This is a genomic window from Xenorhabdus sp. IM139775 (assembly GCF_028598745.1).
Lineage (GTDB): Bacteria > Pseudomonadota > Gammaproteobacteria > Enterobacterales > Enterobacteriaceae > Xenorhabdus.
The window spans coordinates 20,829-42,245 of record NZ_JAQRFK010000022.1; the positions used below are offsets into that span (position 1 = coordinate 20,829).

Annotated in this window: 19 protein-coding genes and 1 other RNA gene; 5 read left to right on the plus strand and 15 right to left on the minus strand. The window is 46.6% G+C overall.

The genetic code is table 11. The features are described 5' to 3' along the window. Positions 1-56: 56 nt before the first annotated feature. The 6 genes from gcvH to PSI17_RS07080 all read right to left on the minus strand — a co-directional run bounded on the left by gcvH (position 57) and on the right by PSI17_RS07080 (position 6,376). Positions 57-449 carry a glycine cleavage system protein GcvH gene (gene gcvH / locus PSI17_RS07055; RefSeq protein ID WP_273551299.1) on the minus strand — a complete coding sequence of 131 codons (393 nt, stop codon included), beginning with the start codon at positions 447-449 and terminating at the stop codon, positions 57-59. Between the two features lie 17 nt (positions 450-466). Then, entirely contained in the window at positions 467-1,567 is a 1,101-nt protein-coding gene (gene gcvT / locus PSI17_RS07060; protein WP_273551300.1) for a glycine cleavage system aminomethyltransferase GcvT, read from the minus strand. 372 nt (positions 1,568-1,939) lie between these two features. Then, positions 1,940-3,172: an FAD-dependent 2-octaprenylphenol hydroxylase gene (gene ubiI, locus PSI17_RS07065; protein WP_273551301.1), complete on the minus strand. Its 1,233-nt coding sequence runs from the start codon at positions 3,170-3,172 to the stop codon at positions 1,940-1,942. 13 nt (positions 3,173-3,185) lie between these two features. Continuing rightward, entirely contained in the window at positions 3,186-4,385 is a 1,200-nt protein-coding gene (ubiH, locus tag PSI17_RS07070; RefSeq protein ID WP_273551302.1) for a 2-octaprenyl-6-methoxyphenyl hydroxylase, read from the minus strand. A gap of 39 nt (positions 4,386-4,424) precedes the next feature. After that, a complete protein-coding gene (pepP, locus tag PSI17_RS07075) occupies positions 4,425-5,741 on the minus strand; it encodes a Xaa-Pro aminopeptidase (protein WP_273551303.1) in 1,317 nt (438 codons plus the stop codon). A 47-nt stretch (positions 5,742-5,788) separates the two neighbouring features. Next, complete coding sequence (locus PSI17_RS07080; RefSeq protein ID WP_273551304.1) at positions 5,789-6,376, minus strand: YecA/YgfB family protein; 588 nt, start codon at positions 6,374-6,376, stop codon at positions 5,789-5,791. Positions 6,377-6,638: 262 nt separating this feature from the next. Here PSI17_RS07080 and zapA point away from each other — a divergent pair, with 262 nt between their 5' ends. The 3 genes from zapA (at position 6,639) to PSI17_RS07095 (ending at position 7,924) form a co-directional block, all read left to right on the plus strand. Further along, positions 6,639-6,944, plus strand: coding sequence for a cell division protein ZapA (gene zapA, locus PSI17_RS07085; RefSeq protein WP_273551305.1), 306 nt, complete (start codon positions 6,639-6,641; stop codon positions 6,942-6,944). A gap of 147 nt (positions 6,945-7,091) precedes the next feature. Beyond that, positions 7,092-7,275: non-coding RNA, 6S RNA (gene ssrS / locus PSI17_RS07090), on the plus strand. 52 nt (positions 7,276-7,327) lie between these two features. Then, complete coding sequence (locus tag PSI17_RS07095) at positions 7,328-7,924, plus strand: 5-formyltetrahydrofolate cyclo-ligase (RefSeq protein ID WP_273551306.1); 597 nt, start codon at positions 7,328-7,330, stop codon at positions 7,922-7,924. 58 nt (positions 7,925-7,982) lie between these two features. Here the strand turns inward: PSI17_RS07095 and serA are convergent, their stop codons facing one another. Together serA and rpiA are read right to left on the minus strand one after the other, a co-directional pair. Then, positions 7,983-9,224, minus strand: a complete 1,242-nt coding sequence (gene serA / locus PSI17_RS07100; protein WP_273551307.1) for a phosphoglycerate dehydrogenase — start codon at positions 9,222-9,224, stop codon at positions 7,983-7,985. 271 nt (positions 9,225-9,495) lie between these two features. Beyond that, positions 9,496-10,155, minus strand: coding sequence for a ribose-5-phosphate isomerase RpiA (gene rpiA / locus PSI17_RS07105; protein WP_273551308.1), 660 nt, complete (start codon positions 10,153-10,155; stop codon positions 9,496-9,498). 235 nt (positions 10,156-10,390) lie between these two features. Here rpiA and PSI17_RS07110 point away from each other — a divergent pair, with 235 nt between their 5' ends. Beyond that, entirely contained in the window at positions 10,391-11,287 is an 897-nt protein-coding gene (locus tag PSI17_RS07110; protein WP_273551309.1) for a LysR family transcriptional regulator ArgP, read from the plus strand. 6 nt (positions 11,288-11,293) lie between these two features. Here the strand turns inward: PSI17_RS07110 and PSI17_RS07115 are convergent, their stop codons facing one another. The 5 genes from PSI17_RS07115 to acnB all read right to left on the minus strand — a co-directional run bounded on the left by PSI17_RS07115 (position 11,294) and on the right by acnB (position 17,126). Beyond that, the gene (locus tag PSI17_RS07115) at positions 11,294-12,028 is read right to left on the minus strand and encodes an oxidative stress defense protein (RefSeq protein ID WP_273551310.1); all 735 of its coding nucleotides are present in this window, start codon (positions 12,026-12,028) and stop codon (positions 11,294-11,296) included. Between the two features lie 109 nt (positions 12,029-12,137). Continuing rightward, on the minus strand, positions 12,138-12,761 hold the full coding sequence (argO, locus tag PSI17_RS07120) for an arginine exporter ArgO (RefSeq protein WP_273551311.1): 624 nt from the start codon (positions 12,759-12,761) through the stop codon (positions 12,138-12,140). 203 nt (positions 12,762-12,964) lie between these two features. After that, entirely contained in the window at positions 12,965-13,837 is an 873-nt protein-coding gene (gene mscS / locus PSI17_RS07125) for a small-conductance mechanosensitive channel MscS (protein WP_273551312.1), read from the minus strand. A 75-nt stretch (positions 13,838-13,912) separates the two neighbouring features. Further along, on the minus strand, positions 13,913-14,284 hold the full coding sequence (locus PSI17_RS07130; RefSeq protein WP_273551313.1) for a YacL family protein: 372 nt from the start codon (positions 14,282-14,284) through the stop codon (positions 13,913-13,915). 244 nt (positions 14,285-14,528) lie between these two features. Then, positions 14,529-17,126, minus strand: a complete 2,598-nt coding sequence (acnB, locus tag PSI17_RS07135) for a bifunctional aconitate hydratase 2/2-methylisocitrate dehydratase (protein WP_273551314.1) — start codon at positions 17,124-17,126, stop codon at positions 14,529-14,531. A 337-nt stretch (positions 17,127-17,463) separates the two neighbouring features. Between acnB and PSI17_RS07140 the strand changes: the two genes are divergently transcribed. Beyond that, a complete protein-coding gene (locus PSI17_RS07140; RefSeq protein ID WP_273551315.1) occupies positions 17,464-18,105 on the plus strand; it encodes a GNAT family N-acetyltransferase in 642 nt (213 codons plus the stop codon). Between the two features lie 99 nt (positions 18,106-18,204). Here the strand turns inward: PSI17_RS07140 and lpdA are convergent, their stop codons facing one another. Together lpdA and aceF are read right to left on the minus strand one after the other, a co-directional pair. Next, the gene (gene lpdA / locus PSI17_RS07145) at positions 18,205-19,632 is read right to left on the minus strand and encodes a dihydrolipoyl dehydrogenase (RefSeq protein ID WP_273551316.1); all 1,428 of its coding nucleotides are present in this window, start codon (positions 19,630-19,632) and stop codon (positions 18,205-18,207) included. 203 nt (positions 19,633-19,835) lie between these two features. Then, a complete protein-coding gene (gene aceF, locus PSI17_RS07150; RefSeq protein ID WP_273551317.1) occupies positions 19,836-21,410 on the minus strand; it encodes a pyruvate dehydrogenase complex dihydrolipoyllysine-residue acetyltransferase in 1,575 nt (524 codons plus the stop codon). Between the last annotated feature and the right edge of the window lie 7 nt (positions 21,411-21,417).

Below are 21,417 nucleotides of genomic sequence, written 5' to 3' on the forward strand. Positions count from 1 at the left end.
CTTTTATGCAAAAAAATGCCCCATTCACAAAGTGATATGGGGCGATTCAAAAGTCATTACTCGTCTTCTTCCAAGAGTGACTGATAGCTTTCGGCATCAAGCAAATGAGTCAGTTCACTCTCATCAGTGATTTTAATCCGGAACAGCCAACCTTCGTTATAGGGCTCACTGTTCACTAATTCGGGAGCGCTTTCCAGCTCAGGGTTGACCGCGATAACGTGACCACTCAATGGGGCGTAAATATCCGAAGCAGCTTTCACTGACTCTACAACGGCACAATCATCACCACTATTGACTTCTGTGCCTATTTCAGGCAAATCAACAAATACCATATCGCCCAATAAGTTCTGGGCATGTTCGGTGATCCCTACGGTGTATTCACCATTGCCTTCCGAACGAACCCACTCATGTGATTCTGTGTATTTTAATTCTGTTGGTACATGACTCATCGTTGTCTTCTCCTTTTTTATTTATCGACAAGTGGTTTACCCATCCGCACAAAGCCCGGTTTAACAACCTGAACGGGCATTTCGCGATTGCGGATCTGGACAACCGCCTGCTCACCAATCCCTTGCGGAACACGCGCAAGGGCTATGCTAAATCCTAAAGTCGGGGAGAATGTTCCACTGGTAATCACGCCAGAACGCATTTCGCCGGCACCATCCGTAAAGCTGACCGTTAAACCACCACGCAATACGCCTTTTTCACGCATCACCAAGCCAACCAATTGTTCAGCTCCGGTTTCGCGTTGTCTCTCCAGTGCCTCACGGCCAATAAACTGGCGATCTTCCGGTTTCCAGGCAACGGTCCATCCCATGTTGGCGGCCAGCGGTGAAATGGTTTCATCCATTTCTTGCCCATAAAGGTTCATGCCCGCTTCAAGACGCAATGTGTCACGCGCCCCTAATCCAGCGGGTTTTACGCCTGCTGCCAGCAACTGTTGCCAGAAATCTGCCGCTTGTTCTTTGGGCAAGGCAATTTCATAACCCGCTTCACCGGTATAACCTGTTGTTGCAATAAACACATTTCCCGACTGAACGCCAAAGAAAGGTTTCATTCCCATGATTGCGTGCTTCTGCTCATCACTGAGCAGTGATTGGACTTTGGCTTGCGCGGTTGGCCCCTGAACAGCAATCAGCGCCAAATCATCACGCACCGTGATCTCAACGTCATATTTCTCAGCATGTTGGTTAATCCATGCCAAGTCTTTCTCACGGGTTGCTGAGTTAACCACCATGCGATAAAAGTGATCAGTGAAGAAATAGACAATCAGGTCATCAATGACACCACCAGAAGCCGTTAACATTCCGGTATACAGCGCCTTGCCTTGTTCGGTGAGTTTGGCAATGTCATTAGCCAGAAGGTAACGGAGAAAATCACGGCAACCTGTCCCGTGTAAATCCACAATCGTCATATGGGAAACGTCGAACATACCGGCATCAGTACGCACGGTATGATGCTCGTCGAGTTGTGAACCATAGTGCAGCGGCATCATCCAGCCATGAAAATCTACCATGCGTGCCCCGCATGCCAGATGTTGATCATATAGTGGGGTGTGTTTTGACATTATTTCCCTCTTTACGTTCTTGACATGAAAACATTCGTGACCTGAAAAAATACGGCGTATTAACCGGCAGATGTTGGATCATGAAGCAAAGAAGCGGTTAATCACGCAAACGATACCTTAGGTATCAGAAGTTATCACTGAAACAGGAAATGAACCATAAAATAAATTAGCTGCATTACCTTGGTAACCCGAAAAGGTGCTCACCGACATGCAGAATTTTTGTCTGATTTATGGCAACCAGCACGCTAATTATTTTTAATAAATGACAAAAAACACTCTTTTTGGATTAAAAAAAGACGAAAGTGTGAAGCAAATCGTCTTAACACACTTTCGTCTGACATGAGAAAAACTAATTCTAAATAACAGGCTGAATTAGATTTTTTCAAGCGAAGCAGTTTGAGAAACCAACCAATCAGGGAGGTCATTAAGTCCCATCGCATGGCGGAGCAATTGCGGTTTCATTCCCGGCAAGTGATCAGCCAGTGTTAATCCAATACCCCGCAATAACTTTTTAGCCCGGTTATTGCCATCAAATAGCTGACGGAAACCCTGCATGCCTGCGAGCATGATCGCAGCACTGTGTTTGCGGCGACGTTCATAACGTCCCAGATAGAGATACTGACCGATATCTTTGCCTTGCTGGTTTAATCGACTCAATTCACCTATCAGTTCTGCCACATCCATCAAACCGAGATTAACCCCCTGACCCGCCAGCGGATGGATAGTGTGTGCCGCATCACCCAATAGTGCCAATCGATGGGCGGCAAAGTTGCGGGCATAACGTCCTGTCAGTGGAATGGTTTGCCGATCACTGATGAGTTCACATTGACCAAGGCGCATATTGAATGTCGCACTCAATTGTCGATTAAACAGCGCCGGTGCCATAGCTTTGCACTGTTGCGCAGATTCAGCCGGCAGTGACCAGACGATCGAACATGAGTGAGCATCCGGCAGTGGCAGGAAAGCCAGTATGCCATCAGCATGGAATACCTGACGCGCAACACCTTCATGAGACTCTTCAGTACGAATGGTGGCGACCAACGCAGAGTGTTCATAATCCCAGAAAGTCAACGGAATATCGGCATGTTGACGCAACCAAGAGTGAGCACCGTCTGCACCCACCACAAGGCGAGATGTGAGCATGGTTCCATCAGATAAGGTAATGAAGGCTTCGTTTTCTCCCCAAGCCACATTTTTGAGCACGGATGGCGTAAAAATCGTCACATCCGGCAGATTTTCCGCACGTCGCCAGAGCGCTTGTCGGATCACCTTGTTTTCGATGATATGACCCAGATGTGCCAGACCATTTTCCGCCGCACTGAACTGAATACGCCCGAAATTATCCTGATCCCAAACCTCCATGCCCTGATAGGCGCAGGCTCGCATCGCGAGAATATCCTGCCAGACACCAAGGTGGGTGAGTAACCGCTCACTGGCAGCATTGATGGCTGAAACCCGCAACGCATATTCATCATTGGCATCAAATGACTTGGTCGGTGGATGCTCTTCTACCATCGCGATGCGCAGACCGCTACCTTGCAAACCACAGGCCAGCGCAAGGCCAACCATCCCGCCCCCTGCGATCACCACATCAAATGATTGCATTTTTTCTTTCCTCTTAATCTGCCAAATCTGCCAACGGTGACTGCGCAACCCAACCTAATGTCTGACGGGCAAACCGATCCCGCAGCGGGGATAATTTTTCCATGGTCATCAAGCCCAAATTACGCCCCATTTTTAACGGTAAGTAGTCATTGGCGAATAACCTGACCAGCCCATCCGTGATCCCAATGGTGGCTTCACGATCTGCCTGACGCTGTTGCTGATATTGTGCCAGCACGCGATAAGCACCAATGTCCTGACCTGAAACAGCCGCGGCTGCAATAACCTGCGCCAACGCCATGACATCACGCATCCCTAAGTTAAAACCCTGCCCGGCAATCGGATGCAGGGTTTGGGAGGCATTACCGACCAAAGCCAGACGATGGCTAATTTGCCTGTCGGCTGTCGATAAAGCCAATGGGTAACTATGCCGTTGACCACTTTCCTGCATTTTCCCCAGACGCCAGCCAAATGCGGTTTGCAGGTGTTGAAGGAATTCACTCTGGCTCCACCCATTAATTTCTGACTGTTTTTCCAGTGGATGACACCACACCAGTGAACTGCGCCCTTCCGACATGGGCAATAGCGCCAATGGGCCATGTTTGGTAAAACGCTCAAATGCCCTGCCTTGAGGATGTTCGGAAGTCAGTACATTGGCAATAATGGCGGTCTGCGCATAAGAGTGTTGCTGGAATGGGATGTTGCACGCTTGGGCTATCGCCGAGTGGCTGCCATCCGCCGCGACCAACAGTTCCCCGGTCAGTTTTTCGCCATTATCCAGCAAAACTTCCACCGAATTTTCCAAACGCGCAACGGAACTCACTCTGGCCGGGCAATAAAGTTTAATATTTGGCGACTGTTTCAATAAATCAAAAAGATGAATCCCGGCATCATGCAACTCAATCACATTGCCCAATGCCGGAATAGCATAATCATCGGCGCGGATGTTGACGAAACCGCTGTTACCACGGTCGCTGACATGGACGTGAGTGATTGGGGTCACACAATGTTGCAGAGCAGGCCAAATACCGATCTGATTCAGGCGTTGGCATGTACCATAAGCCAAGGCAATCGCCCTTGCATCAAAACCAGAGTGTTCCTTGGCCGGTTCTGCCACTTCAATCAAGGAGACTTGCAATTGCCCCCGACTCAGCGAAGCAATAGCCAGAGCCAATGTCGCCCCTGTCATTCCTCCGCCCACAATAATCACGTTCATTATCACTTCCTGATTACTTTTGTCCTTAACCCTGTGTCCTTAACCCTGTTTTGCCTGTGCCATCTGAGCTTCGATCTCATCCGGATCTTTGACGACAAATTCAGTCAGGTTTTCATTTCCGGTTTCCGTTATCACAATGTCATCTTCAATACGGATACCGATACCACGGTATTCCGGCGGGACATCGGCATCGTAGGCAATGTAAAGCCCCGGTTCGACAGTCAGCACCATGCCGGGTTCCAGAATACGATCGCGATCAACACCGTAATGACCGACATCATGTACATCCAGCCCCAACCAGTGGCTCAAACCATGCATGAAAAATTGACGATAAGCATTGGTTTCGATCAATTGTTCGACTTCACCGTGCATAATTCCCAATTTTACCAATCCCGTCACCATGACACGCACAACGTGTCCCGTGACCTCACTGATGCTGGTGCCGGGCCTGTACAATTCAATGGAAAGGTTGTTGGCGTCCAGAACAATGTCATAGATTTCACGCTGAGGGCGTGTAAACTTGCCATTGACCGGAAACGTCCGGGTAATATCGCCGGCATAACCCTCATATTCACACCCCGCATCGATCAACACCAAATCGCCATCTCTCATGCGACACTCATTTTCAGTGTAATGCAGGATACAGGCGTTTTCTCCCGCCCCGACAATGGTGTTATAAGCCGGGTAACGCGCTCCCTGACGAGTGAATTCATGATGAATTTCGGCTTCAAGCTGATATTCAAACATATCAGGATGACAAGCCTGCATGGCTCTGGTATGCGCCTCGGCACTAATTTCTCCGGCTTTGCGGATGATGTCTAATTCAGTTTCTGATTTAAACAGGCGCATTTCATGCAGCCACGGCCGCCAGTCTGCCATGACCGTTGGCGCACGGAGGTTACGACGGCTGTTTTTGCGCAATTTGTCCAAGGCACTAAAGACGATGTTATCCGCGTATTCAAATTCGCCTTGAGCGTGATAAACCACTTCCAAGCCATTCAATAACAAATAGAGTTGTTCATCGAGATCATCAAATGGCAAGGCCCGATCCACCCCCAATTTTTCCAGCGCAGCTTCTTGCCCAAGACGGCGACCAAACCAAATTTCCGCACTCAAATCGCGAACACGATTAAACAACACGCTATGATTGTGGGTTTCATCGCTTTTGATCAGTATCAGAACCGCTTCCGGCTCACTGAACCCGGTCAGGTACAGAAAGTCACTGTGCTGACGGTAAGGATACTCACTATCTGAATTACGTGTCGCAGGCAAAGCTGAAAAAATAATGGCCGCACTGGCCGGAGCCATTTTTGACAATAATGCCTGACGACGGGATAAATATTCTTGTTTGGTCATACCCTCTCCTGCAATTCCATTATTATTAGTTGGGTGAATATCGCCAATCAGTGCAATGTTGGTTTTTCACTTTTTGCACTGTCTGCGGTTTTCGGTGTCGCTAACGCGATATAGCAGAGTTGAACCGCAACACGGACATATTCCAAAACTTCTTCAAGGGCTTGGGAGAGTTCTTCCTGATCTTCGCTTTCATCATAGCCCAACATGCCGATGTCACGTAAATCGGTGATAATTTCTTTAATTTCTGGCTGTTCTGTCAATTTGGGATTGGCTACGCCCAACCCAAGCAGAAAGTGGTTTACCCATCCCGACAACGCATCTGCGCAGGCAAAAACCCCGGCTTCTTCATCAGGGAGCAACAGATTAAACGTGAAAGTATTATCATCCAGCAATTCAAACGTCGTTTCGTACAATTCCCTGAGCGGCAGAGCCAAAACCTGAGAAAATGCCAGGCCATCATTAGCAAGATCATGCACCAACGTCTGCCAACGACTATCATGATGACTGCCATGGTTGCCGCTACAGAGTAATCCACTGATTAAGCCGTGCATTTCTGCTGCTGTCAGTGCAACGGACTGTTGATGCAAAATTTCATCAAATGATTGATAATTAGGTAATGAGTTTTGTATAGACATGTATATTGATCATCGTTGGCGATATAAGTTCATGCTATGCTACCATCAAGGGGAGTCGCTATACCAGACAGCACACCGATATAAGGAGGAGGGCTTTTGGTATTGTACGGTAATGATTGGTGTCGGCCTTGTTTTATACCATAATTTACTTTATGCCCAATCGATTTCAAATTGCAACACAACTAACCAAGCCGCAATTTGAAAGATAAGGGATATATATCAACATCAAGGTATCAGCACAGTAATAAATCAGGAAGGTGTCATGTCTGCACAACCAGTAGATATTCAGATTTTTGGGCGGTCATTACGTGTCAATTGTCCACCAGAGCAGGTTGAAGCTTTGCAAGCTGCTGCTGAGGAACTTGATCAGCGTTTGAATAACCTCAAAGAACGCACCAGAGTCACTAACACTGAGCAGCTGGTTTTTATTGTGGCACTGAATGTCTGTCACGAGTTGGCACAGGAAAAGATGAAAACCCGTGATTATGCTTACAATATGGAACAAAAAATAAAAATGCTCCAGCAGACCATCGAAAAGGCACTGTTAGAGCAAGGTAAAATCACCTGATACTCTACCCGTCAACATAATCTTGTTGATAAATCAGGCAGTAGTCACTATAGATTAATATAAGCAGTTGCTTTCTTCATTTAGTTCCATACAATAGGCTTCATAGCATTGCTTAGAGCCTATTTAGAGGGTTTAAGCAGCAAAAAATTTTCTCTGAGGTGTTCGTCAGCAGGTCAGTCCCCTGAGCCGATATTTCATATCCATAGAATGTGGTGCTCCGTTTCTTGTGAGCAAGCTTGGCCAGACCAAGAAGCCTAATAGCAACGACTCTACGTTCACCTTGAACCAAGGGTTCAAGGGTTACCACCTGCAACGGCATCTTGGAGAACCCCCTTTTTTATCTGTTTTGTATCCTTTTCTGCATTCATTAACAGGCAGGTATCATGCAATCAGATTGTTTCCTTTCTCTCCGCCAAGCCATTAGAAAAAAAAATCGCCAACGACGTCAAAACCTGCCCCCCGAACAACAACGGCAATTTGCCCAGCAAGCCGTTAAACAGGTCATGGTTCACCCTAAAATCCAGCAAGCTGACAACATTGCCCTCTATCTCTCTTTTGATGGGGAATTAGACACTCGTCCGCTAATTCAACAGCTTTGGCAGCAAAATAAACGGGTCTACCTGCCAATATTGCACCCTTTCAGCCGGAATCACCTGCTGTTTCTCCGTTATCACGCCGACACCCCCCTTATTCGTAACCGCTTCAATATAGAAGAACCTCAGTTGGATGTCCGGCAGGTTTTACCGATCGCTGAACTTGATGTCATGTTTATTCCACTGGTTGCTTTCGACTGCACAGGCCAGCGTTTGGGGATGGGAGGCGGTTTCTACGACAGAACTCTCGCAAAATGGCAGCAACAGAATTTTTACCCGATTGGATTGGCTCATCATTTTCAGTTAGTTGAGAAATTACCCAATGCGAGTTGGGATATCCCACTGCCGGAGATCATTACACCAGAAAAAGTCTGGCGATGGATATAAGCCGCTGAATGGATAACCGGGGCCATTTGTCTTTCAATAGCCCCAGGTTTGTTAAATCTTAGTAAAGCAGGCGAGAACGGATCGTGCCCGGCAGGGCTTTCAGTTTCTGCAAGACCAATTCAGCTTGGGCTGAATTTTGCGTCGTAATATCAATCACCACATAACCAATATCGCTGTCAGTCCGCAAATACTGCGCATCAATATTGATCGCTTGTTCTGTGAACACTTGGTTAATGCTGGTTAAGATACCTGGCCGATTTTCATGGATATGCAGTAATCGGTTCGTATCTTTGGCATGAAGAGGGAGCGAGACTTCCGGGAAATTGACCGCTGATAATGTAGAGCCATTGTCAGAATATTTGACCAGTTTACCTGCCACTTCATAACCGATATTTTGCTGGGCTTCTTGTGTCGAACCGCCAATATGAGGGGTCAACAGTACGTTATCAAACTTACTTAATGGAGAGATAAAAGGATCATTGTTGGTTGCGGGTTCATGAGGAAAAACGTCAATCGCTGCGCCAGAAAGGTGCCCTGCTTCCAGTGCTTCGCTAAGTGCCGGCAGATCGATGACAGTACCCCGTGATGCGTTAATCAAAATGGAGCCTGGCTTCATCAACTCTAATTCTGCCACACCAATCATATTTTTCGTTGCAGCCGTTTCAGGAACATGCAGACTGATGACATCACTCATGTTCAACAATTCAGATAAATGATGGACTTGCTGTGCGTTACCCAATGGCAATTTATTTTCAATATCATAGAAATAGACATTCAGGCCAATATTTTCAGCCAAAATGCCAAGTTGTGTGCCAATATGCCCGTAACCGATGATGCCTAATTTTTTCCCACGCGCTTCATAGCAACCTTTTGCCTGTTTATCCCATATCCCATTGTGTGCTTTTGCATTCGCCTCAGGAATACGACGCAACAGCAACAACAGCTCACCCAATACCATTTCAGCGACTGAACGCGTATTGGAAAAAGGCGCATTAAATACCGGGATACCACGCTTTGCAGCGGCCTTCAGGTCAACTTGGTTCGTCCCAATGCAGAAACACCCGACTGCAACTAGCTTTTCCGCTGCGGCGAAAATTTCTTCGGTCAACTGGGTACGGGAACGAATTCCGACAAATCGGGCATCACGAATCGCTTCTTTCAACGCTTCAGGCTCTAATGCCCCTTTGTGATACTCAATATTGCTGTACCCTGCCGCTTTTAAACTGTCTACGGTGTTTTGATGAACGCCTTCCAGTAGCAGAAATTTAATTTTGTCCTTTTCTAAAGATACTTTAACCATTTGCCTGCCCTACTCATTGTTAACTTTCATAACGCCTATTGATTTCACCAAAATAACAAAAAAAACGATAACAGCAATACAATCGATTGCTTATATTACCGAATAAGCAACAGTAAATAAGTTGTTATGCAAAGTAAAATAATTCGTTATGGGGTAGTGGCAGAGTTTTGAGGCTTTTTGGGACGAAAACGTGATATATCTCACTAAATTTTCTTATTTGAACAAATACAAAAATATTTTGAGGGCAGGTTATTCTGCCCTCAATAAGTGATTATTCCGTGAGCGCCTTAACGCCATCCGCTGTACCGACCAGTACCACGTTTGCGCCTCGATTAGCAAAGAGGCCCACGGTGACCACGCCAATGATTCCATTGATTTTATTTTCTAACTCAACGGGATTAACAATAGAGAGGTTGTGAACATCCAGAATATGATTGCCATTATCGGTCACTACGTTTTCACGATAAACCGGTGTTCCTCCCAATTTCACCAGTTCACGCGCCACATAAGCGCGTGCCATTGGGATAACTTCAACGGGCAGGGGGAATTTGCCTAACACATCGACTTGCTTAGACGAGTCAATAATGCAGATAAATGTCTTCGCAACCGCGGCAATGATTTTTTCTCTGGTCAATGCTGCGCCGCCGCCTTTGATCATCTGCATCTGACCATTAATTTCATCAGCACCATCAACATAAATATCCAGGGTGTCCACTTCATTGCAATTAAGCACAGGAATGCCGAGACTTTTCAGTTTCTCAGTCGATGCTTCTGAACTCGATACCGCACCGTCAATTTTATCTTTGATAGTGCCTAACGCATCAATAAAATGCGCTGCTGTAGAACCTGTGCCAACACCGACAATGGTGCCGGGTTTAACGTATTCCAATGCCGCCCAACCTACTGCTTTTTTCAGTTCGTCCTGAGTCATATCGATCACAGCCTATAATCAGTTACAAGGAAAAATCTGACGGCTAGTATAAACAATATTGGCTCACCGCATGAAAAAATATGGCATAGTTCTGGAGGCATGGTTCTGGAGGCATAATTCAGGAAGTATCGTGCTAATGATATCATGCTGGAGATAGAGTACTGGTTAAGCCACATAATGGCTTTGATATTGGGCGATAACACCAGAACAGCAAACACGGAGAATCTTATTTTCAATGAAACGTCCTGATTACCGATCACTGCAAGCATTAGATGCCGTGATCAAAGAACGTGGCTTCGAGCGAGCAGCGCAAAAACTTTGTATCACCCAATCAGCGGTATCACAGAGGATCAAGCAATTGGAAAATATGTTTGGCCAGCCGCTATTGGTACGCACTGTCCCTCCCCACCCTACCGAACAAGGGCAAAAGCTGCTTGCGCTATTACATCAGGTTGAACTGCTGGAAGCGCAATGGCTTGGCGATGAAAATGGCGATCAGATCCCGTTATTGCTTTCTCTTGCGGTTAATGCAGACAGCTTGGCGACATGGCTTTTACCGGCTCTCTACCCTGTTTTGTCCGATTTGCCTATTCGACTCAATATTCAAGTGGAAGATGAAACCCGAACCCAAGAACGTTTGCGGCGGGGTGAAGTTGTCGGCGCGATCAGTATTCAGCCGCTGCCGCTGCCAAGCTGTTTGGTTGATAAATTAGGTGCCCTGGATTATCTGTTTGTTGCCTCTCCTGCGTTTGCAAACCGTTTTTTCCCGGATGGCGTGACACGTTCAGCATTGCTGAAAGCCCCTGCTGTTGCATTCGACCACTTAGATGATATGCATCAGGCATTCTTACAACAGAATTTTGATTTATCGCCGGGAAGTGTGCCCTGCCATATCGTGAATTCTTCCGAGGCATTTGTCCAACTGGCAAAACAAGGTTCAACCTGCTGTATGATCCCACACCTGCAAATCGACAAGGAACTGAGAGCCGGTGAGTTAGTCGATCTCACGCCAGGATTGTACCAACGCCGTATGCTTTATTGGCACCGCTTTGCCCCTGAAAGCGGGGCCATGAGAAAGGTTACTGACGCCCTGCTAAAACTGGGGCGCCAGATGTTACGTCAGGAAGAATGAAATTCATTAACGCTGTAATTCAAAAACGGCATCAACGTGATCAGAAAACTCAATACTCTGTGGTTCGTAAGTTTCACTGGCTGAGTCAGAAGCGGCAGATGACAACAGGGCTGTCTGGTATTTCAGACGGCTCATGGGTTCAGGCACAGCGTCAGGCGCCCGATAATTAATGCTATATACCGGGCCTAACTTACCGTTGAACCCTTTTGCCAATACCGTTGCCTGTTGAATGGCATTCTCGATGGCTTTTTGTCTGGCTGCATCACGATAGCGTTGCGGATTATTGACGCTAAACTGAACCGAATTAATTTCATTCAATCCAGCGTTCAGGGCACCATCCAGTAAAGTATTCAACTGTTCCAGCTTGTGAACTTTCACTTCAACTGAACGTGACGCCCGATAACCCGTAATACTTGATTTCCCCGTCTTTTGCTCATATTGATATTCTGGTTGAGTGCGCAAGTTGGCAGCATCAATATCTTTCTTGTCGATACCACTGCTTTTCAGAAAATCAAAATATTTCGCAACCCGCTGATCGACTTTTTTCTTGGCTTCTGCCGCACTCTTTTGAGTTTCACTCACATGGATTATCAATGTCGCCATATCGGGTGCCGCTTTAACGACCGCATTGCCAGAAGTAGAAATATGTGGAATAGATAGCACGTCAGCAGCGGAAGCCGTCATGCAAGAGAGGCTTCCCAGAGCCATTATCGCGGCCAATACCAGTGATTTACGTTTCACAAAACCTCCTCAAATACAGCAAAATTAGGTTAGTAAGGTGCTTTCAGAAACATTAGCACAATCTATCGTTACAGACGATCTATAGAAGGGAAGTATTGAGGTATTGTCATCAATAAAAAATCGGTATCCCTTGCTTGATCAGGCTCCAAGCGATATACCACATCACACAGGCAACAAAAATATTGATGATGCGTTGCGCTCTGGGCTGATTAAGTACAGGCGCAAACCACGCAGACAACAATGACAATGCAAAAAACCAACTGATCGATGCCATGACTGCGCCAAGGGTAAACCACGGCCTAAGCTCAGCAGACAATTGTCCGCCTATGCTTCCCAATACGACAAAGGTATCCAAATAAACATGGGGATTCAGCCATGTCACGGCGAAGAGTGTGACTATCACCCGCCAACGGCCCTGAACCCTTTTTTCAGGCCGGGAAAGTTCGACTTCTGCCGAGAGTGCTGTGCGCAAAGCCCCCCATCCATACCATAGTAAAAATGCAGCACCTCCCCATGTCACGGCTTGCAATAACAGTGCCGATTGTCCCAGCAAGGCACTTCCACCGAATATTCCCGCAATAATGAACAGCGCATCGCTGATGGAGCATAATGTTGCGCTCATTAAATGGAACTGTTTCCGGCTCCCTTGCTGCATGACAAATACATTTTGTGGCCCAAGCGGAAGGATCATCGCCGCACTGAGGAAAAAACCCTGAATTAATGTTGAAAACATGCAGAGATCCCTGATGATTATTCAATGAGTTACGATATCAATACATATTAAGCAAGATTGAGCATGAGTAAAAATGAATCATTCTAATACATCATTAGGAATGGTAATGCTGAGGGACAGTGATCGTGGTTTTATGCAAACTGGCAGTCAAAGCAGCCCAATGTGGTGTGAGAAATAGCCATTCTCACACCGGGATATTTTAATTATTCATCCGCCTTTTTCTGTAAGGCCGTATTTTGTTGATGCAAATAAACATCCATTTGTGGGAATGGAATGCCGATATTGTGCTTATCCAAAGTACGCTTAAAGTTTTCCATCAAGTCCCAATAGACATTCCAGGCGTCACCATTGGTTGTCCATACACGCACAATAAAATTCAGTGATGAAGGCGCCATTTCATGTAAGCGGATCGTGATGCCTTTTTCATGTTGAATGCGTTTATCTTCTTTAATCACATCACCCAACACCCTTTTCACTTCATCAATATCTGCGTCATACGCAACGCCCACCATAATTTGGGTACGGCGGTTCGGTTCACGGCTGGTATTGATAATATTGTCTGCAATGATCTTACCGTTGGGGATCACGATGATGCGATCATCTGCGGTGCGCAATGTGGTTGAGAAAATCTGTACCTGCATGACCGTGCCTTCCACCGCACCAATACTGACATATTCGCCAGTCCGGAGTGGACGAAAAATCACCAATAAAACACCGGCAGCAAAATTAGACAGTGAGCCTTGCAATGCCAAGCCTACCGCCAAACCTGCGGCACCGATGACGGCAATCACAGAGGCCGTCTGAATGCCCAATTTCCCAAGCACGGCGATAATCGTAAACGCGATGATAGCGTAACGAATAATTGCGGATAAAAAATCAGAAATGGTCGTGTCAATACCACGCAGTGACATCACACGCTTAGCAGCTTTATTCACCAATTTAGCAATGAATAAGCCAACGATAAGGATCAAAATGGCAGATACCATGTTTACCGCATACTGGATCAGTAGATCCTGATTATGGGTAAACCAGCTTGCCGCTTTATCAATCTCATGTGACAGATTGATCTGTTCCATACAAAGTCCACCGTGATTGTTGGGTGATAGAATATAGATTATGGCAGAAAGCCTTTATTGATTGAAAGCTCATACTTATGTTTTGTTTTTTTGCAAAATAAACCCTCTGTAATCAGCCAGCATATCGATAAAATCGTCTGTCCCACAAAAAGCCAAACTCTCGTTATCGTAGTAACTCATTCCTTCTTCTATAACCTCTGTGTCAAATTGCAGTTGATTAGCCCTGATCATGATCTCACCTTCACTCATCAATAGCGTATATTCATGACCAGCCAACTGCCATTGACGTTCACTCCCTTTAATTTCTTGCAAAGCTGCGGTGATTTTATCCAATACACGCAAATCGCCTTTTACTTCTTCATTCAACCAATGGCCGACAGCTTCATGATCCATTGAGAAGGATGATGTTACCTGACCGGTAAGATCCTGCATAAATTCATATTCCATCACGCACCTCCACTATTTTTTACTTGTGACAATTTGCTTGTGACAATTTACTTGTGACAAATTGATATCAAACGAATATGGATGGATTTTAAACATTTCTAAGCATTTCACATCTGAAGCAGTCCACAAACTGATACAAAATACGGTGAAATTGTCATAAAACATTGCCATAAAACATTGTCATAAAACACCAGACACAAAAATGGGGAGGCATTTGCCTCCCCATTTATTGCAATATACTTTTTTATACTGCGGTTTGGAAGATCACATCATCCGCTTTTTCTGTGTATTGATTCAATTGATCAAAATTGAGGTAGCGATAAGTGTCTGCGGCGGTTTCATCCACTTTATCCATGAACTGCAAATACTCTTCTGGCGATGGCAAACGCCCCAGCAGTGAAGCCACAGCAGCCAGCTCGGCAGAAGCAAGGTAAACATTTGCCCCCGTACCCAAGCGGTTAGGGAAGTTACGGGTAGAAGTTGATACCACTGTTGCACCATCCGCCACACGCGCCTGATTCCCCATGCACAATGAGCAACCCGGGATCTCAATGCGCGCCCCACTCTTACCAAAGACGCTGTAATAACCTTCTTCCGTTAATTGGGCAGCATCCATCTTCGTCGGAGGCGCAATCCACAACCGCGTTGGTATCTGGCCTTTGTGCTGATCCAGCAACTTACCCGCTGCCCGGAAATGACCAATATTCGTCATGCAAGAACCAATGAAAACTTCGTCAATTTTGCTGTTGGCAACGTCAGATAGCAGGCGTGCATCATCGGGGTCATTCGGCGCACACAAAATAGGCTCTTTAATCCCTGCCAGATCAATTTCAATCACGGCTGCATATTCAGCATCGGCATCCGCTTCCAACAATTGCGGATCTTTCAGCCAGTTTTCCATGCCCATAATACGGCGTTCCAATGTCCGGCGATCACCATAGCCTTCCGCAATCATCCATTTCAGCAATATGATGTTCGATTGCAGGTATTCAATGATGGGGTCTTTATCCAGTTTAATGGTACATCCTGCCGCAGAACGTTCCGCAGACGCATCCGCCAACTCAAATGCCTGTTCGACTTTGAGTTCCGGTAACCCTTCAATCTCAAGAATACGGCCAGAGAAGATGTTTTTCTTGCCTTTCTTCTCGACGGTCAGCAAACCTTGTTGAATCGCATAATAAGGAATAGCGTGAACCAGATCACGCAAGGTGATCCCGGGCTGCATTTTTCCTTTAAAGCGAACCAATACGGATTCTGGCATATCCAACGGCATGACACCCGTTGCCGCCGCAAATGCCACCAGCCCGGAACCCGCCGGGAAAGAAATGCCAATCGGGAAACGAGTATGGGAATCTCCGCCTGTGCCCACAGTATCCGGCAACAACATGCGGTTTAACCATGAATGGATAATGCCATCTCCCGGACGCAGTGATACACCGCCACGGTTCATAATGAAATCGGGCAGAGTATGGTGGGTGGTCACATCCACCGGTTTTGGATAGGCAGCAGTATGGCAGAATGATTGCATGACCAGATCCGCAGAAAAGCCCAGACAGGCTAAATCTTTCAATTCATCCCGTGTCATTGGGCCGGTGGTGTCCTGAGAGCCCACAGATGTCATCTTAGGCTCACAATACTCCCCGGGACGGATCCCCGCTGTACCACAAGCACGGCCAACCATTTTCTGTGCCAATGAGAAGCCGCGATCGCTTTTCGCAACGGCTTTCGCCTGACGGAAGACATCACTGTGTGGCAAACTCAATGATTCACGTGCCTTGCCAGTCAAACCGCGACCGACAATCAACGGAATACGGCCACCGGCACGCACTTCATCAAGCAGGACATCGGTTTTCAGTGCAAAAGTCGCCAGCAATTCATTGGTTTCATGCTGGCGGATTTCCCCCTTATAGGGATAGATATCAACCACATCCCCCATATTCAGCTTAGAAACGTCTACCTCGATTGGCAATGCACCGGCATCTTCCATGGTATTAAAGAAAATGGGGGCGATTTTTCCGCCCAATACCACACCTGCACCACGTTTATTGGGTACAAACGGGATATCTTCTCCCATGAACCACAATACGGAGTTCGTTGCCGATTTACGGGAGGAACCCGTCCCCACAACATCACCAACGTAGGCCAACGGGTAACCTTTCTTGCTCAGGGCTTCGATTTGCTTAATCGGGCCTACGGCACCCGCTTGATCAGGCTCAATACCTTCACGGGCATTTTTGAGCATTGCCAAGGCATGTAGGGGAATATCAGGGCGTGACCACGCATCAGGCGCAGGGGAAAGATCATCGGTATTGGTTTCACCCGTGACCTTAAAGACGGTAATGGTGATTTTTTCCGCTAATTCTGGGCGCCCAAGGAACCATTCTGCATCAGCCCATGACTGAATAATCTGTTTGGCATGAACATTACCCGCTTTTGCTTTTTCTTCTACATCATAAAAACTGTCGAACATCAGCAAAGTATGAGAAAGTGCTTTCGCCGCAATCGGGGCCAACTTTTCATCATCCAGGGCATCAATTAAGGCGTGGATATTATACCCACCCTGCATGGTTCCCAATAGTTCAATGGCTTTTTCCTGTGTCACCAAAGGAGAAGCGGTTTCCCCTTTAGCAACGGCAGCAAGGAAACCCGCTTTAACATAAGCAGCTTCATCTACACCAGGGGGAACACGATTGGTCAGTAGATCTATCAGGAAATTTTCTTCACCTTTAGGTGGGTTCTTCAGTAATTCGACCAGCGCTGCTACTTGAGCTGCGTCTAACGGCTTAGGGACGATGCCTTGAGCTGCACGCTCGGCTACGTGCTTGCGGTATTCTTCTAGCACGACTTTCTCCTCGCTCTCATTGTCATTTTATATACCCGGCTGTCAGCACCCGGTAATAATCACCTAAAACAATCATCATGGGTGCCAGGTCAGAGGATTTTGCTCGCATAACATCAGGATTATGCCCAGCTTCGGGCATTTAGCATACCAAAATTTGAATAGCATGTTAATTCATTCACATAAAATCAACATTAAACCATGATAAAATTCTGGATAAATGAGCTTGAAGAGTGTAATAAAGTTTTAAATGCTATTTGTTGCTATTTCAACCTGAAAATACCTTAATTTCTACCCACTGCAAAAAGCGGATACCAACCTCGTTTAAAAGGATATCATCATGCCTAATCGAGAAATAGAAAGAGATAACTCTACAACAAGCACAAATTATCATCCTCCAGTGATTAAGGAAGTGGATCAAAATGCTATGCTATTTGCAATTAGCACACTCCAGCAAAATGAATCCCGTTACTGGTATGAACCTATAAGAGAAACTCTATTGGGAGGTGGACATCATAGTACATTTAGCAAAACCTGTGGCTCCATAAGAAACACCTTTAATTCTGAATATGTGACCGGAGGTTTAGATAACTACCGCCATTTTGTTTGTTCAGTGGCAGGTACAACGGTTGGAATTATCATATTAAGGCTTGCTAAATCTAATGAACCTGATGATGTTGATCAAATAGCATACATAATAACCTATCCTAACGGTTATGGTTACGGTGGCCTGCTTATTCAACATGTGGTTGATATATCCTGCGCCTTAGGCCACCAAGGTATATTAGAAGTTAAGGCAGAACGGGATGCCGAAATTTTTTACCAAAAATTAGGCTTTGTAACTATTGGTAACTTTTTTGATTTGAAAAATATGAGGCTAACCCCAACTCATAGCAATACATGGCATCAAATCAATGGGAAATATCAACTTAAAAGAACCCCTCGGCCAAGTAATTCAAATTGGCAATGTCATATACTGTAGATTTAATGGAGTTTTTTATGGGGAAGCTTGAAATAATCCGTTGCATGTAAAACGGCTTCCATAATAGAAGCCGTTTTCACCACTGCAAAATCTAAAGCATTATTTCTTTTTCTTTGCCTTAGGATTTGGCAAGTCAGTAATACTGCCTTCGTAAATTTCCGCAGCCATACCGATTGATTCGTACAGCGTTGGGTGAGCATGGATAGTCAGGGCAAGATCTTCTGCATCACAGCCCATTTCGATAGCCAGACCGATTTCACCCAGCAGTTCGCCGCCGTTAGTCCCAACAACAGCACCACCGATAATACGGTTCGTTTCTTTATCGAAAATCAGCTTGGTCATGCCATCTGAACAATCAGAGGCAATTGCACGACCGGATGCTGCCCATGGGAACGTCGCAGTCTCAAAGCTGATGCCTTTTTCTTTCGCTTCTTTCTCTGTCAAACCAACCCATGCCACTTCTGGCTCAGTGTAAGCAATCGATGGAATCACTTTTGGATCGAAGTAATGTTTCTTACCAGAAATCACTTCTGCCGCAACGTGACCTTCGTGGACACCTTTGTGTGCCAGCATTGGCTGACCAACGATATCACCGATAGCAAAGATGTGAGGCACGTTAGTACGCATTTGTTTATCCACGTGGATAAAGCCACGCTCATCAACTTCAACGCCCGCTTTGCCCGCATCCAGAGATTTACCATTGGGTACACGGCCGATAGCAACCAGAACGGCATCATAGCGCTGTGGCTCTGCCGGTGCTTTCTTGCCTTCCATTGTTACGTAGATGCCATCTTCTTTAGCTTCTACGGCGGTCACTTTGGTTTCCAGCATCAGGTTGAACTTCTTGCTGATACGCTTAGTGAACACTTTAACAATGTCTTTGTCCGCAGCAGGAATAACCTGATCGAACATTTCTACCACGTCGATCTGAGAACCCAGCGCGTGGTAAACCGTCCCCATTTCCAAACCGATAATACCGCCACCCATGACCAACAAGCGTCCCGGAACGGTTTTCAGCTCCAGCGCATCGGTAGAATCCCATACGCGAGGATCATTATGTGGAATGAATGGCAACTGAATTGGGCGTGAACCCGCTGCGATAATGGCATTATCAAAATTAATCGTTGTTGCGCCGTTCTCGCCTTCTACTACCAGAGTGTTAGCGCCTGTAAATTTACCAACACCATTAACAACGTTAACTTTACGGCCCTTAGCCATGCCGCCCAGACCGCCTGTTAACTGAGAAATAACTTTTTCTTTCCAGAGACGGATCTTATCGATATCAGTTTGTGGCTCACCAAACACGATACCGTGCTGTGCCAGCGCTTTTGCTTCTTCAATCACTTTTGCTACATGAAGCAGCGCCTTGGATGGGATACAACCCACATTAAGACACACACCACCCAAAGTCGAGTAGCGTTCAACCAGAACAGTATCCAAACCTAAGTCTGCACAACGGAAAGCAGCAGAATACCCCGCAGGGCCTGCTCCAAGCACCACTACCTGAGCTTTAATTTCAGTACTCATCATGACCTCTTAATTGTTTGTCCGGCGAGTCAGACGAAAAAAAAACATACTCCCCCGGGACGTACACACCGCGAGCAGTTTACAGAATTGTAAATAACCTGAAAAGTGCGTTAACGTGACAGAAATCCCAACCTGTCAGATGCAAGGCGAAAATATCTGTCACGCTAGTCATCATCAGGCCGGTATATTTACCGGCCTGTGCATTACATCACCAAACGGCGGATGTCGCTCATCAATTGATTAATATAAGTGATGAAGCGTGCACCATCTGCCCCGTCGATCACACGGTGGTCGAAAGACAGAGACATCGGCAGAATCAGGCGCGGAACGAATTCCTTACCATTCCAGACTGGCTTCATGGAAGAGCGGGACAGCCCCATGATTGCCACTTCTGGCGCATTTACAATTGGTGCAAAGCCGGTAGTCCCGATACCACCGAGGCTTGAGATGGTGAAGCAGCCACCCTGCATGTCGGAAGCTGTCAGCTTACCGGCACGGGCTTTCTTGGAAACTTCCGCCAATTCTCTGGACAGTTCCATGATGCCTTTCTTGTTGACATCCTTGAATACAGGAACAACCAGACCGTTAGGTGTATCAACCGCGATACCGATGTTGATATACTTTTTCAGGATCAGCTTCTGGCCATCTTCAGAAATGGAGCTGTTAAAGCGAGGCATCGCTTCCAGTGCTTTCGCGGCTGCTTTCAAGACGAATACCAGCGGAGTGATCTTCACGCCAAGCTGTTTCTTCTCAGCTTCTTTGTTCTGCTGTTTACGGAACTCTTCCACTTCAGTGATATCCGCTTCATCGAACAGGTTAACGTGAGGGATCATGACCCAGTTGCGGCTGAGGTTAGCACCAGAAATTTTCTGGATACGGCTCATCTCAACTTCTTCGATTTCACCAAACTTGCTGAAATCAACTTTTGGCCAAGGCAGCATACCCGGCAGACCGCCGCCCGCAGCCGCAGGAGCTGCTTCCGCACGTTTAATCGCATCTTTCACGTAAGCCTGAACGTCTTCACGCAGGATGCGACCCTTACGGCCAGTCCCTTTTACTTTAGCCAGATTGATGCCAAATTCACGTGCCAGACGACGGATGACCGGCGTGGCATGAACATAAGCGTCATTTTCGGCAAATTCATTTTTGCCTTCTGCTGGCTTGTTTGCTACCGGCGCTGATGCTGCTTTCGCAGGTTCAGCCGCAGGCGCTGAAGCCGCTGCTGGAGCCGCCGCAGGTGCTGCACCCGCAACTTCGAATACCATGATCAGAGAGCCGGTTTTCACTTTATCGCCAGTCGCGATCTTGATCTCTTTCACTGTACCCGCGAATGGCGCAGGAACTTCCATCGAAGCCTTGTCACCTTCAACCGTGATCAGTGACTGCTCTTCTGTGACCGTATCACCCACTTTTACCATGATTTCGGTCACTTCAACTTCATCACCACCGATATCCGGTACGTTGACTTCTTTACTTTCCACTGCGGCTGGTGCCGCTACCGGAGCTGCCGCTGCCTGCTGCGCAGGCGCAGCTTCGGCTGCACCGTTTGCGGATTCAAAAATCATAATCAGTTTGCCAGTTTCAACTTTATCGCCAACTGCAACTTTGATTTCTTTCACGACACCCGCCTGTGGCGATGGGACTTCCATCGAAGCCTTGTCACCTTCAACGGTGATCAGTGACTGTTCTGCTTCTACTGTGTCGCCGACTTTCACCAGAATCTCGGTCACTTCAACTTCATCTGCACCAATATCAGGCACATTAATTTCGATAGACATTAATCTT